This is a genomic window from Sciscionella sediminilitoris (assembly GCF_000737195.2).
GTDB classification, from domain to species: Bacteria; Actinomycetota; Actinomycetes; order Mycobacteriales; family Pseudonocardiaceae; genus Sciscionella; species Sciscionella sediminilitoris.
Window position 1 is genome coordinate 98,145 of the sequence record NZ_JALM01000074.1, and the last position, 13,492, is coordinate 111,636.

Annotated in this window: 12 protein-coding genes; 3 read left to right on the forward strand and 9 right to left on the reverse strand. The window is 70.0% G+C overall.

All coding sequences use genetic code 11. From position 1 onward, the window contains the following. Positions 1 to 67: 67 nt before the first annotated feature. A complete protein-coding gene (locus tag AD72_RS26040; RefSeq protein WP_031469225.1) occupies positions 68 to 1,567 on the forward strand; it encodes a class I adenylate-forming enzyme family protein in 1,500 nt (499 codons plus the stop codon). Positions 1,568 to 1,584: 17 nt separating this feature from the next. Beyond that, a complete protein-coding gene (locus AD72_RS26045; protein ID WP_031469226.1) occupies positions 1,585 to 2,256 on the forward strand; it encodes a formylglycine-generating enzyme family protein in 672 nt (223 codons plus the stop codon). Here AD72_RS26045 and AD72_RS26050 read toward each other — a convergent pair. From AD72_RS26050 to AD72_RS26090, 9 genes are all read right to left on the reverse strand, one after another. Beyond that, positions 2,233 to 2,655, reverse strand: coding sequence for a nitroreductase family deazaflavin-dependent oxidoreductase (locus AD72_RS26050; RefSeq protein ID WP_031469227.1), 423 nt, complete (start codon positions 2,653 to 2,655; stop codon positions 2,233 to 2,235). The genes AD72_RS26045 and AD72_RS26050 overlap by 24 nt on opposite strands. A 76-nt stretch (positions 2,656 to 2,731) precedes the next feature. Beyond that, complete coding sequence (locus tag AD72_RS26055) at positions 2,732 to 3,517, reverse strand: enoyl-CoA hydratase-related protein (RefSeq protein WP_031469228.1); 786 nt, start codon at positions 3,515 to 3,517, stop codon at positions 2,732 to 2,734. Then, positions 3,510 to 5,585: an acetate--CoA ligase family protein gene (locus tag AD72_RS26060; protein WP_031469229.1), complete on the reverse strand. Its 2,076-nt coding sequence runs from the start codon at positions 5,583 to 5,585 to the stop codon at positions 3,510 to 3,512. Before AD72_RS26060 ends, AD72_RS26055 begins: the two co-directional genes overlap by 8 nt. Beyond that, positions 5,585 to 6,745: an acyl-CoA dehydrogenase family protein gene (locus AD72_RS26065; protein ID WP_031469230.1), complete on the reverse strand. Its 1,161-nt coding sequence runs from the start codon at positions 6,743 to 6,745 to the stop codon at positions 5,585 to 5,587. Before AD72_RS26065 ends, AD72_RS26060 begins: the two co-directional genes overlap by 1 nt. A gap of 19 nt (positions 6,746 to 6,764) precedes the next feature. Next, a complete protein-coding gene (locus AD72_RS26070; protein WP_051899029.1) occupies positions 6,765 to 7,313 on the reverse strand; it encodes a thioesterase family protein in 549 nt (182 codons plus the stop codon). A 78-nt stretch (positions 7,314 to 7,391) separates the two neighbouring features. After that, entirely contained in the window at positions 7,392 to 8,240 is an 849-nt protein-coding gene (locus tag AD72_RS26075; RefSeq protein ID WP_031469232.1) for a TetR/AcrR family transcriptional regulator, read from the reverse strand. Between the two features lie 151 nt (positions 8,241 to 8,391). After that, positions 8,392 to 8,994, reverse strand: a complete 603-nt coding sequence (locus AD72_RS26080) for a TetR/AcrR family transcriptional regulator (protein ID WP_031469233.1) — start codon at positions 8,992 to 8,994, stop codon at positions 8,392 to 8,394. A gap of 26 nt (positions 8,995 to 9,020) precedes the next feature. After that, a complete protein-coding gene (locus tag AD72_RS26085) occupies positions 9,021 to 10,163 on the reverse strand; it encodes an acyl-CoA dehydrogenase family protein (protein ID WP_031469234.1) in 1,143 nt (380 codons plus the stop codon). After that, positions 10,145 to 12,235, reverse strand: a complete 2,091-nt coding sequence (locus tag AD72_RS26090) for an acetate--CoA ligase family protein (protein WP_051899030.1) — start codon at positions 12,233 to 12,235, stop codon at positions 10,145 to 10,147. The genes AD72_RS26085 and AD72_RS26090 overlap by 19 nt, the downstream gene beginning before the upstream one ends. A gap of 158 nt (positions 12,236 to 12,393) precedes the next feature. Between AD72_RS26090 and AD72_RS26095 the strand changes: the two genes are divergently transcribed. Further along, positions 12,394 to 13,492: APC family permease (locus tag AD72_RS26095; RefSeq protein WP_037347340.1), on the forward strand; the 1,099-nt coding region annotated here is incomplete at its 3' end.

Below are 13,492 nucleotides of genomic sequence, written 5' to 3' on the forward strand. Positions count from 1 at the left end.
CCGTTGCGCCGCGACGGTGATCGGGAGAGCCTGTCCCTGACCACGAATCGCGAACCGGGAGAACCACATGACGACCATCCCCGAGGTGCTCCGCGACACGGCGCGAACCGCTCCCGAGGGCATCGGCTGGGTCGACGGTGACCGGGAGATCCCGTTCGCGGAGCTGGACCGGTGGTCGGATCGGGTGGCCGAATGGTTGCTGCGGCGCGGGATCCGGCACGGGGACCGGATCGCGGTCAACGGCCCCAACCGGGCGGACTGGCTGGCCGTGTACTTCGCCGCGGCCAAGATCGGCGCGGTCCTTGTCGGGCTCAGTCCGCGGTACCGGGAAACCGAGTTCGGCCACATCCTCGGCGATTCGGGCGCCCGCCTGGTGATCACCGTGCCGCGCGGCGAGGATGTCGATTTCCTCGCGGTGTTCCGGAACATCCGGGGACCGGCGGAGGTGGTGAGCTTCGCCGAGCTACCCCCGGCGGGCGAACCGGACGATCCGGCACGGCTCGCCGAAGCCACGGCGCCGGTGACCGAGGCGGATCCGGTCATGATCATCTACACCTCGGGAACCACCGGCTGTCCCAAGGGCGCGGTGCTCACCCACCGGGGACAGCTCGCAGCGGCAACGGCGCAGGCGGAGCACACCCGCATGGGCGCCGGGGATGTGGTTCCGCTGGCCGTTCCGCTCAACCACGTCAGCGGGATCACCTGCTGCGTGCTGACCTGCCTGGTCGCCAGGGCCCGCGTGGTGCTGCTGCCGCGCTTCGACGCCGCCTCGCTGGTGGAATCGCTGGACGCGTTCACGCTCTGGGTCGGCGTGCCCACCATGCACACGCTGCTGCTGCGCCAGCCCCGGTTCGCGGAGGTGGACACCACCGGGATCCGGCTGGTGATCACCGGCGGCGCCAACGCCGAGCCGGATCTCGTCGAGCGGCTCACCGCGGGCTTTCCCAACGCCACGGTGATGAACCTGTACGGGCTCAGCGAAACCTCCGGCGCGGTGATCATGACCCCGTGGGAAGCCGAACCCGCGACCACGGCGCACGCCATCGGTGCGCCGCTGCCCGGTGCCGAGATCACCATCGCGGACGATCAGGGTGCGCCGCTCGGTGCGGGCGAGACCGGGGAACTGCTCGTCCGCGGTCCTTCGATCATGGCCGGTTACCACGGCAACCCCGCCCCGGTCCTCGACGCGCACGGATGGCTGCACACCGGCGATATGGCGGTCGCCGGGGCGGATGGGTCCATCGCCCTGCGCGGCCGTGCCAAGGACATGTTCGTCCAGGGCGGCTTCAACATCTATCCGGTCGAGGTGGAGAACCTGCTGCTGACCCACCCGGATGTGGTGATGGCCGCCGGGATCGGGGTTCCCGACCCGGTGCTCGGCGAGATCGGCCGCTACTACCTCGTCCTCGCCGCCGGTTCCACGCTCACCGAGGACGAACTGAACCGCTACTGCGCCGAGCGGATCGCCGACTACAAGGTGCCGAAGGAGATCGTGCTGCGCGCGGAACTTCCGCTCACCCCGGCCGGAAAGATCCAGAAGGCCGCACTGCGCGCGGAACCGGCGTGAGGACCGTGGAATCGAGCATGATCGCGGTCCCGCCCGGGACGGTGACGCTGACCGACCGGCGCACCCGGTACAGCTGGCGGGTCGAGCTGGCACCGTTCCGGCTGTCCGCGGTCCCGGTCACCCAGTACTGGTATGCCCGGCTCACCGGGGAACGGCCGAGCACCGCACGCGGCGATGAACTGCCCGTCGAAGGGGTCTCCTGGTGGGACGCGGTGCGCTTCTGCAATGCGCTGTCCGAGCAGGCGGGACTGAAACCCGCATACCGCGTCGATTCGCCCGCCGAGCTCGCCGAATGGGACACCGCCGCGGACGGGTACCGGTTGCCGACCGAGGCCGAATGGGAGTACGCCTGCCGTGCGGGCAGCAGCGGTCCGCGCTACGGCGAACTGGACGAGATCGCGTGGTACCGGGACAATTCCGCCGAGCGGATCCACCCCGTCGCCGGGAAACGGGCCAATGCCTGGGGTTTCTACGACATGCTCGGCAACAGCTGGGACTGGTGCTGGGATCTCTACGATCCCGCGGTGTACGGCAGTTACCGGGTGCTGCGCGGCGGGGGCTGGTCCGATGCGCACTGGAGCTGCCGGGCCTCGGTGCGGCGGCGCAGCCATCCGAGCTTCCGCATCGACGACGTCGGATTCCGGCTCGCCCGCACCAGCAGCGGCTCAGTTCCCCTCGACGGGAACTAGCGCGAGCACCGGGATGACCCGTTCGGTCCGCCGCTCGTATTCCGCGAATCCCGGGTAGCGTTCGGCCTGGATGCGATACTTCTCGTCCCGCTCGGCCCGGTCCAGCTCCACTGCCCGCACCTCGACCGTGTCATCGCCGACCTCGATGCTGGCTCGCGGCTGGGCGCGCAGATTCCAGTACCAGTCGGGATTGCTGTCCGCACCGGCCTTGGAAGCGAACACCAGGTAGCGGTCCCCATCGGCCAGGTACATCATCGGGTTCACCCTGGGTTTGCCGCTGCGCGCGCCGATGGTGTGCAGCAACAGCATCGGGGCCCCGGCGAACGGTCCGCCGACCTCGCCGTGGTTCGCCCGGAACTCCGCGATGGTGCGCGCGTTGAAGTCCGCGGCCTCGGTCATGGTGCTGCCTCCGCTCCGTCGGGTGCCGGGTCCGGCACGTTCAGCCTAAGCCCGCACCCGGCAGCCCGCCACACGGTCAGCGGCCGGTCCACCGCGGGACGCGTTTCTCGGCAAAGGCCCGCGGCCCTTCCTCGGCGTCCGCGGAGCTCAGCATCGCGCGGTATCGGGGCAGTTCGCCCCGGCGCAGCCGCGCGTAGCCCTCCTCGACGCCGCAGTCGGCGGTGGCGCGCAGGATCTCCTTGACCGCCGCGGCCGCCAATGGTGCCCCGGCACGCACCTCGCGGGCGAGCTCCATCGCCGCGGCACGGAGCTCCGTCCCGTCGACGACCCGGTTGGCCAGGCCCCATCGCTGCGCCTCCCGCGCGGTCATCCGCCGCCCGGTCAGCAACAGTTCCCTGGCCACGGCGTCCGGAAGCCTGCGCGGCAGCCGCAGTACACCACCGGAATCGGCGACCATGCCGAGTGTCACCTCCGGCAGGGCGAACTCGGCGTGCTCGGCGGCGACGATCAGATCGGCCGCGAGGGCGAGTTCGAAACCCCCGCCGAGCGCCAGACCGTTCACCGCCGCGATGACGGGCTTGTCCAGCTCGGCGAACTCGGTGAGCCCGGCGAACCCGCCCGGCCCGTGATCGGCCTCGATGGCCTCTCCCTGCGCGGCGGCCTTGAGGTCCCAGCCCGCCGAGAAGAACCGCTCCCCGGCACCGGTCAGCACCGCGACGCGCAGGCTCTCCTCGCTGGCCAGCCGCTCGAAGGCGGCGTAGAGCGCGCGGCTGGTGGGCACGTCGATCGCGTTCGCCTTGGGGCGGTCCAGGGTCACCACGAGGATCCCGTCCTCGACCTCCTGGCGCACCGGTTCAGTCATCCGTTCCTCCTTCATCGCCGTTCCCGAACCCGATCAGCACATCGGCGGCCAGCACTCCGTGTCCCTCGCCGAGTACGACCAGCGGGTTGATGTCCAGTTCCCGCAGGGTGCTCGCGTGATCCCGGGCGTACTCGGCGACCGCGGCCACCGCGTCCACGACCGCCTCGACATCGGCCCTCGCCCGCCCCCGGAAACCGGTCAGCAGCGGCCAGCTGCGCAATCGGTGCAGCGCCGCGCGAATGTCGGCCCGCCGCACCGGGAACAGCAGGGTCACCGCGTCGTCGAGCAGTTCGACCAGTGTGCCGCCCGCGCCGATGGTGAGCGCCGGGCCGAACTGCGCGTCCCGGTGCACCCCCACCAACAGCTCCGCCACCGCGTCACCGGCCATGCGTTCCACCAGGAACCGGTCGGAGAGCGCGGCCAGTTCGGTGACGGCGGCCCGTACCTCGTGCTCCCCGGCGAGCCCGAGCCGGACCCCGCCGACCTCGCTCTTGTGCGCGATCTCCGCCGAAACCGCCTTCACCACGACCGGAAACCCGATGCGGGCCGCCGCTTCGGCCGCCTCGTCTCCCGTGGCGACGAGCGCACCCTCGGGAACGGGAATCCCCCACTCGGCGAGGATCCGTTTGCCGTGCCATTCATCGAGCCGCCCGGCCGCGCCGCGCAGTGGGGTGACGGGGTGCACCGGATCGGCGGTCTCCCGCGCCCGGCCGATTCGGCGGGCCGCGGCGATCGCGGTCAGGCATTCGGCGATCCCCTGCATGGGCGCGATTCCGGCTTCGAGCAACCGATCCCGCACCGGCTCCGGAAGCCCTTCCGGCAGTGAACTCACCACGCAGGCGGGCCCGCCGGTCTCCCGGTGCGCGGCGAGATACGCCTCGACCGTGGTCTGCCAGGCATGCGTGGCGCAGCGGTCGGTGCGCGGGAAATCGAGCACGAGCAGTCGCGTGTCGAAACCGCAGGAGAGGAATTCCCGGAAGCAGTCCCCTTGTGCCTCGAAGTCGCCCCAGATGTAGGTGTGGTAGTCGAGGGGGTTCGCGACCGGGACACGGTCACCCAGCGCCTTCCCCAGCCGGCCCGCGACGTCCTCGGGGAACGGGGCCAGCTCGAGTTCGTGGTCCGCGGCGAGATCGGCCAGCAGGGCCGCCTCCCCTCCCGAACAGCTCGCGGAGGCGATCCGTGCCCCGGACAGCGGTCCGTGCACGTGCAGGAACTTCAACGCTTCCAGGAACGTGGGAATCTGATGTACCCGCGGCATGCCCAGCCGATGGAAGAAGGCGTCGCAGAGCGCATCGGATCCGGCGAGCGAGCTCGTGTGGCTCAGATTGGCCCGGCCGCCGAGTTCGGATCTGCCGGTCTTCAGCACGATGATCGGCACCCCGGAACGCAGTGCCCGGACCGCGGCCAGGGAAAGAGCTGCCGGATCCTCGATGCCTTCCAGGTGCAGGCCGATCGCGGTGATCCGGGGATCGGCCAGCATCGCCTCGACGAGCTCGGCCACCCCGGTCACGGCGGCATTCCCGACCGTCACCAGCCGGGCGATCGGCACCGAACGCCGCTGCATGGTCAGGTTCTGGCCGATGTTGCCGCTCTGCGTGATCACGGCGACCCCGCGGTCCACCCGCTGACCGCCGTGCTGATCGGCCCACAGCGCGGCCCCGTCGAGATAGTCGAGCATGCCGAGGCAGTTGGGCCCGATCACGGCCAGCTCGCCCGCGGCGCGGACCAGTTCGCGCTGCCGGTGCGCGCCACTCGCCCCGTCCTCGGCGAACCCGGACGCGTGGCACACCGCCCCACCGGCACCACGAGCGGCGAGCTCGGCGACCACCTCCACGGTGGAATCCCGTGGCACGCCGAGGAAAGCGGCATCGGGCGGTTCGGGAAGCGCCCGCGTGTCCGGATAACAGTCCAGCCCCTCGATGCTGGCACGCCGCGGGTTCACCGGCCAGATCCGCCCGGTGAACCCGGCCGCGCGGCACTGCCGGATCGCCGCGGCCGCCGTCTCCCCGCCGAACACCGCGAGATGCCGCGGGGTCAGCAGGCGGCGCAGATTCTCCCGCGCACCCATCAGGAATCCAGCGGGCGCAGCAGCGAGCGGGAGATGATGTGCCGCTGGATTTCGCTTGTACCGTCCCAGATGCGTTCCACGCGCGCGTCCCGCCAGAACCGTTCGATCGGCAGCTCGGCCATCAGTCCCATACCGCCGAAGACCTGCACCGCCCGATCGGTGATCCTGCCCAGCGCCTCGGAGGCGTACAGCTTGGCCATCGCCGCGTCCCGGTCGGTCATGGTGCCCGCGTCGAGTTTCCACGCCGCCCGCATCGTGAGCAGCTCCGCGGCCTCGAGTTCGGTCGCCATGTCCGCGAGCGGGAACCCGATGCCCTGGAACCGGCCGATCGACTGGCCGAACTGTTCGCGTTCGGCGGCCCATCCGGTGGCGAGGTCGAGCACCCGGCGGGCGCGCCCGGCACTGGTGGCCGCCACGCTGAGCCGGCTCGCCCCCAGCCACTCCCCCATCAGCTCGAAGCCCTTCCCTTCCTCGCCGAGTCGTTGCGCGGCAGGGATTCGGCAACCGGTGAACGACAGCTCGCACTGGTGATAGCCCCGGTGCGAGACGCAGGCGGAGCCGCGGGTGACGGTGAGCCCGGGGGTGTCCATGTCCACCAGGAAAGCCGTGATCCGGTTCCGGGTGCGGCCCTGGTGCTCCTCGGTTCCGGTGGCGGCGAACAGGATCACGAAGTCGGCCGCGTCGGCATGGCTGATGAAATGCTTGGTGCCGTCGAGAACGTAGTCCTCGCCCTGACGCACCGCACGCGTGCTCATCGAGCGGACATCGGATCCCGCCCCGGGTTCGGTCATGGCGAGGCAGTCGTGCCGTTCCCCGCGCACCGTGGGCAGCAGATAACGATCGCGCTGCTCGCCGACACAGGCCTGGAGGATGTTGCTCGGCCGCGCCACGAGCATCTGCAGTGCGTAACCCGCCCGGCCCAGTTCCCGTTCGACAAGCGTCATGCTGACCGCGTCCAGTCCGCCGCCGCCGATCTCCTCGGGCATGTTCGCCGCGTAGAGCCCGGCCTCCAGTGCTTTGCCGCGGATCTGTTCGGCGAGCCCGGGCGGGACCTCGTCCAGCCGCTCGACCTCGTCCTCGTGGGGTTCCAGTTCGGTGGTGACGAATTTCCGGACCGTTTCCACGATCATGCGCTGTTCGTCGGTCAGTGCGAAATCCATGTATGGCTCCTCTCGGTGGTCAACCGCGGCGAATTCCCATCGGGCGGCCAAGGACTTCGGGGCGGGCCAGAAGCTCGTGTGCTCGCTGGATCTTCTGCAGCCGGTGCCGCAGCCGTTCGGGAAGCGGGCAGGATTTCCCCTGTGTCATGTCGACGTGCACCAGCAGCTGTTCGGCCGTGGCCAGCAGTGCCCCGTCGCCGTGGTACATCTCCTGGAACAGGTGCACCCGCTTGGCATCCTGGTCGAGCACCCACAGGTGCAGCCGGATCGGTTCCCCTTCGGCCACCTCGCGACGGTTGTGCAGATGGGTTTCCACCGTGTACAGCGAATGCCCCGCTTCCCGGTACTGCTCGTCGATGCCGATGAACCGGAAGAACGCGTCCGCCCCGTCCCCGAACACCAGCAGATAGCAGGATTCGCTCATGTGGCCGTTGTAGTCCACCCATTCTGGGCGGACCTTGGTGCTGTGCAAGGCAAGCGGCGCGGGAATCTCCGCGGTGTCGTCCCACTCGCGGTGCCCGCTGCCTTCGTACGGGGTCACCACCCGGCCACTGCGCTGTTCGGGCATACCGGTCTCCTGTTCGTGTCGTCGGTGACTGGTTTCGGGACTGGGTTTTTCGGGACTGGTTCGGGACTGGCCGGTGACTCAGCCGCGCACGATCTCGCGTTCCACGAAGGCGTGCAGGCTCCGCCGCATCCGCTCGATGGTCCGGCCGGGGCGTCCGGTGAGCACCTGGATACCGAGGCCGTCGATCAGCGCCGCGAGTTCCACGGTCAGTTCCTCGGGATCGGTGTCGGTGAACACGCCCTGGCGCTGGCCCTCCGCGATCGTCCGCGCGATCGTGTCCTGCCAGCGGGTGTAGGAATCGCTGTGCAGCACCCGCAATTCCGGGCGCAGCGCGCTCTCGTTCCACACCTGCAGCCAGATCGACCACTCCAGCCGCAACGCTCCCGCCGTGGGCAGTTGCAGCTCGACGAGCCGCAGCAGCCGCTGGTGCACATCCTCGATGCTGTGCAGTTCGGCGACCTGGCGGTCGAAGGCGTGCTTGACCGAATAGCGCAGCGCCTCGGTGAGCAGGTCGTCCCGGCCCGGGAAGTAGTAGTGGATCGTGGCGGCACTGGTACCGCACACATCCGCGACATCCGCCACCCGCACCGCGTGATAACCACGCTCGGCGATCAGCCGCCAGGCAGCCTCCAGGATCTGCCGGTAACGCCCGGAATCGGCGGGCGGCACCGGCGGCAGTGCGGTGCGCCGCGGAACCGCGGACACCGTGTCGGCCTCATCGCTTCCGTTGATCAGCCAGTTCACCGTGACATTGCCGACCTCGGCGATCCTGGTCAGCTCGGCGGCGAGGAAGCGCCGGGTCCCGGTCAGCGATTTGGACAGCTTCGTGGGGTCCAGGCCGATCTCCCCGGCGAACGCCCGCTGGCTGCCCGGATAACCGGCCAGTACCTCGCGTACCCGTTGCCGTGTCGCGTCCACGCTGTCCACGATCGGGAACACTAGCAACGCGTTGCGAAATTCGCAATGCAGATGCTTGGCCAAACCACTCGCCGAAGCGAATCACGGACGGATACTCCTGTTATAACGGCATAATCGGTCGACGGAGGACCGATGTTCCGCACACTGATTGATGCGCGAGTCAGTCACCTTTGGCGGCGACGAGCTGATCGATGAAGGCCGCGCAGGTCTCCCGCATCCGCTGCTGGGGCATCGCCCTGGCGTGCAGCAGTACCTGCATCGCGAGCCCGTCCACCATGCCGATGAGCATGTTCGCGAGCTGTTCGGGATCGCCTTCCCGGGCACTACCCTCGTGCTGCGCCGCGGCGATGGTGTCCCGGACGAGGTCCCGCCACTGCCCGTAGAGCGACTCGTTGACCGCGCGCAGCGCCGGATCGCGCATCCCCTCGGCCCACAGCTCGGCCCAGACCCGCCAGGCGCGCAGCGATTTCCCCTTGCCCGGCAGGTAGGACTCGATGATCTCGCGCAGCCGTTCGAGTGGGTCGCCCGCGGCCCGGCGCAGCCACTTCCGGCGTTCGAGGGAGTTCGCGAAGTTGTACTCGAAGGCCGCGTTGACCAGTTCCTTCTTGGTGTCGAAGTAGTAGTGCACGGTGCCCGAGCTGAGCCCGGCCGCCGTGGCGACCTCGGCCACCCGCAGTTCCTGGAGGCCGTGCTTGGCGATCATCGCGCAGGCGGCATCGAGGATCTGCTTGCGTCGTTCGGCTTCCACACTCGGGCGCGGCACGGGCGCATGGTACCTCGCCGCGGTGGTCACAGGTTCCGCGAGATCACCAGCCGCATGATGTCCGAGGTGCCCTCCTCGATCTCCTCGAGCCGCACATCGCGCATCCACTGCTCGACCGGGTACTCCCGGGAGTACCCCCAGCCACCGAGGGTCTGCACCGCCGACCAGGTCACGAAGGAGGCGGTCTCGGTCGCGGTCAGCTTCGCCATCGCGGCCAGTCCGGTTGCCCCGGTGCCCGCGTCCAGGGTGCGCGCCGCGTGGTGCACCAGCAGCCGCGCCGATTCGATCCGGGTGGCCATATCGGCGAGCCGGAAGGCCACCGCCTGGTGTTCGATGATGGGCACCCCGAACTGGGTCCTGGTGCGCGCGTAGTCGAGCGCGTATTCGTAGGCGGCCCGCGCGGCACCGAGCGCCGCGGAGCCGAGGATCACCCGGGAGATGTCGAAGGTGTTCATCAGCCCGTAGAAACCCTGTCCCTCCGCACCGAGGCGCTGGTGCTCGGGCACGAACACCCGGTCGAAGAAGACCTCCCGGCACACGATGGCCCGCTGCCCCATCTTGCGCATCGGTTCACCGAAGCTCAGCCCCTCGGCACCGTCCTCAAGCAGGAATGCGCTCACTGCCGAGGATCGCTTGGACCGGTCGGTCTTCGCGAACACCACGTAGTACTTCGCCGCTCCGGCGTTGGAGATCCACGCCTTCTGCCCGCTGATCCGGTAACCGCCATCGACGCGCTCGGCCGCGGTGCTGATCGAGGCGGCATCGGAGCCCGCACCCGGTTCGGTGGTGGCCAGCGCGGTCATCGGTGCCCCGGCCCCGGTCAGCGGGCCCAGCCAGGCCCGCTTCTGTTCCGCGGTACCGAGCGCGAGCACCGGATCGGCGAAGAAACCGTTGGAGCACACCAGGTTCCCGATGCCCGGGTCACCCCAGCACAACTCCTCCTGGGCGAGGCACTGGGTGAACACATCGGTGAACCCACCGCCGCCGTACTCCTGCGGGATCATGAAGTCGGTGATCCCGACCTCGGCGGCCTTGGCGAACAGCTCCACCGGGGTGACCACATCGGCCTCGTCCACCTCGCGGCCGCGCGGGCGGATCTCCTTGGCGGCGAACTCGTGGCACAGTTCGACGATCTGGCGCTGTTCGGTGCTCAGTGGCCATGCGGACATGGTGGCTCCTCTGCTCGGGTTTCCTGCTGTTCCGGGGAATCGGTGAACTCCGCGACGGCGTCCACGGCGAGCGCGCCATCGGCAGCGGCCCGGACCGGGTTCAGTTCGAGTTCGGTCATGCGCGGGTTCGCCGCACCGATCCGGGAGACCGCCGAGGCGATCCGGGCCACGGCGTGCCGGTCCACGCCCGGACGGCCACGCCAGCCGTCCAGCAGCGGAGCACACCGCAGCCTGCCGAGCATGGCGAGGGCGGTCTCGGCGCTGACCGGCGCGAGTTCCACGGCGATGTCGGCGCGCAGTTCGGTTTCGGTGCCGCCGTGCCCGAGGGTGAGCACCGGGCCGAATCCGGGTTCCCGGCGCACCCCGATGAGCAGCTCGACCACGTCCGGGCGGCGATCCTGTTCCTCCAGCACGTAGTCACCGGCACCGAGGGCGGCGTACATCCGCTCGAACTCCACCGCGGCCGCCCCGGCGTCGGGCAGTCCGACCGCGACCGCGCCCGCCTCGCTCTTGTGCGCGAACCAGCCGGCTTTGAGTACGAACGGGGCACGCAACCGTTCGGCGGCCGCACGCAGTTCCGCGCGGGTGCGCACCAGTCGCGCCCTGGGAACCGGAATCCCGTGCGCCGACACGAGTTCGCGCGCTCTCCAGTACCCGCGTACGGCACCGGTCACGGGTTCCGGAAGCGGGATCTCCGCGCGCGGCAAGGGTTCCCGGCAGCGGGCGGCCGCGGCGAGCGCGCGCACCGCCGAACGCACCTCACCGAAGGCCGGAACCCCGTTCTGCCACAGTGTTTCCTCGAGCGCGACCGGTTCGGCCATGCTGTGCGCCAGCACCGGCTTGCCATACCGGCGGGCGAGCGCGCCGAGGCGTTCGGCGACTGCCTGTTCGGCCGCCTTCAGCTCCGGCACATCCGCGGTGTACCGGCCGAAGTATCCGGTGAGCACGGCCGCGTCCACGCTTTCGGCACGCAGTGCGCGTTCCACGGTGTCCGCGTAACTGCCCAAGTCCTGCTCCCCCGCCCCGGCCAGATCGACGGGGTTCGCCGTGGCCGCGCCCGAAGGCAGCGCCGCGCCGAGCTCGCCGGCAAGTCCGGAGGGGAACGCGGGCACCCCGAGCCCGGTGGCCGTGGCCTGGTCGGCGGCGATCCCGCATTGTCCGCCGCTGTCCCCCACGACGGCCACCCGGTTGCCTGCTGGTACCGGTGCGGTGAGCAGAGTGCGAACGGTGTCCACGAGTTCGGCCGGGGTGTCCACCCGGATCACGCCCGCCCTGCGGCAGGCGGCGTCCACCACATCCAGCCGCGAAGTCAGCGAGCCGGTGTGCGAACGGGCCAGCCTGCTGCTCGCCGTCGCGGCCCCGATGGTCAGCAGCAGCACCGGCCGCCCGCTGGCCCGCAGCGTGGCCAGGCTGTCGAAAAGCGCCTCCGCCCCGGTGAAGCTCTCCAGGTACACCGCGACCGCCCTGGTGGGCTCGTGCTCGGCGAGATCGGCGAGCAGTTCGGCTGCCCGGACATCGGACTGGTTGCCGATCGAGACGAACCGGGAGATGCCGAGCCCGCTGCGAGCGCCGAGAATCGCCAGCTCCGAACCGAGCTGGCCGCTCTGCGAGACGATCGCGAGCGGTCCAGGGGTGAACGCACCCCAGGCGAGCTGGAGCTCGGTGGCGGCATCGTAGAGCCCGAGGCTGTTGGCGCCGAGCAATCGGGCCCCGGCCGCGCGGATCCGTTCGGCCAGCCGGGTTTCCCCGGGGACTCCCGCGGTGATGCCGAGGAACCCGCGCACCCCGATGGCCAAGCCGTCCTCGACGACCCCCGCCACCTCACCGGGCGGAACGCACAGCGCGACCAGCTCCGGTGGCCGGTCCAGCGCGCGCAGATCCGGCGCGCACCGGGTGCCGAGCAGTTCCCCGCCCCGCCGGTTGACCAGCTCCACCCGGCGCCGGTGCCTTCCGCGCAGCGCGCCGGTGGCCAGCCAGTAGCCCCACTTCGCCGGGTTCCCGGAAGCCCCGACGACGGCGAGCGAGCCCGGATCACGGAAGGCTCGCAGGCCGGATGAACCGGCGTCGGTCATCGCGCCTCGCAATGGTCGATAACTGAATGGCGAGTCAAGTATTAGTTTGGGAATCCAGTGGTGTCAACGGTTCTATTCCAGCATTGACAACACCGCATTCCGCATCGAAGATAACTGAGCCATCAGTCAACTACGTCGTTGCCGGCAAGGAGGCCGAGGTGGTGCACAGTGAACCGCGGACCGCGCGCACGGGCGAGGACGACTCGCGGCTGCGGCGCGGGGTACTCCCGGTGTGGGCCGTGTTCGGGGTGGCACTCGGCGTACTCGCCCCCGCGTCCACGCTCGCGCTCGCGATCGGCGTCGTCCTCGAGACGGTCGGCGAACTGAGCTGGCTGACCTGGGCGGTGACCTCGGTGCTCGTGCTCGGATTCGCCGGCGGGATCGCCTGGCTGGCGCGCCGGTTCACCACGACGGGCGGCACCTATGTACTCGCCGCGCGCGCCGCGGGCCGTCCCGGCGGATTCTTCGTGATGGTCGCGCACCTGTGCTCCGCGCTGATCTCCGGTCCGGCCTGTGTGCTCGGCGCGGCGATCTACCTCGACGCCTGGCTGCGCAAGTTCGGCCTCCCGGACAACGCGGCGACGCTCGGCCTGTTCGCCGCCCTGATCGCGCTCGCGGTGATCTGGCTTTCGCTGCGTGAGGTGAAGCTGTCCGCGAAACTGTTGCTGGCCATCGAGTTCTGCACCGTGGCCGTGATCGTGGTGCTGCTGGTCGTGGTGCTGTTCCGGGTACCGGGCGGGGTGTTCGACCCGCGGCAGTTCCGGTTCAGTGGCCTGGACATCTCGGCGGTACTCGCGACCGCGGGGTTCTCCGTGTTCTCCATCGCCGGCTTCGATCACGCGGTCACTCTCGGGCGCGAGGCACGGGAACCGAAACGGGCCATCGGTGTCGCCGTGCTCGGTTCGGTGCTCGGCTGCGGGGTGCTCTACATCCTGGCGACCTACGTGATCGTGCTCGGATTCCGGGATATGCCGATGACCCGGCTGGACGCCCCGCTGGATCTGCTCGCCGGGCACTACGGGGTCGGCTGGATCGGTTATCTCATCGATCCGGGGGTGGCGATCAGTTTCTTCGGTTCGGCGCTCGGCATCATGGCGGGCACCAGTCGCACGGTGTACACCCTCGCCAGGGAACGCATCCTGCCCGCGCCGCTGGCCAGGGTCGGCGCACGGCACAGCACCCCGGCGGGCGCGGTGCTCGCGGTCGGCGTGCTGTACCTGGTGATCGGCGTGCTCGGCGCGGTGCTCGCCAGGGCGC

Coding starts and splice junctions, on each gene's coding strand:
- AD72_RS26065 (WP_031469230.1), bottom strand. CDS start 6,745: ATGGATTTCGCACTGACCGACGAACAGCGCATGATCGTGGAAACGGTC.
- AD72_RS26050 (WP_031469227.1), bottom strand. CDS start 2,655: ATGACCGAGGCCGCGGACTTCAACGCGCGCACCATCGCGGAGTTCCGG.
- AD72_RS26045 (WP_031469226.1), top strand. CDS start 1,585: ATGATCGCGGTCCCGCCCGGGACGGTGACGCTGACCGACCGGCGCACC.
- AD72_RS26055 (WP_031469228.1), bottom strand. CDS start 3,517: ATGACTGAACCGGTGCGCCAGGAGGTCGAGGACGGGATCCTCGTGGTG.
- AD72_RS26090 (WP_051899030.1), bottom strand. CDS start 12,235: ATGACCGACGCCGGTTCATCCGGCCTGCGAGCCTTCCGTGATCCGGGC.
- AD72_RS26070 (WP_051899029.1), bottom strand. CDS start 7,313: ATGCCCGAACAGCGCAGTGGCCGGGTGGTGACCCCGTACGAAGGCAGC.
- AD72_RS26085 (WP_031469234.1), bottom strand. CDS start 10,163: ATGTCCGCATGGCCACTGAGCACCGAACAGCGCCAGATCGTCGAACTG.
- AD72_RS26060 (WP_031469229.1), bottom strand. CDS start 5,585: ATGGGTGCGCGGGAGAATCTGCGCCGCCTGCTGACCCCGCGGCATCTC.
- AD72_RS26040 (WP_031469225.1), top strand. CDS start 68: ATGACGACCATCCCCGAGGTGCTCCGCGACACGGCGCGAACCGCTCCC.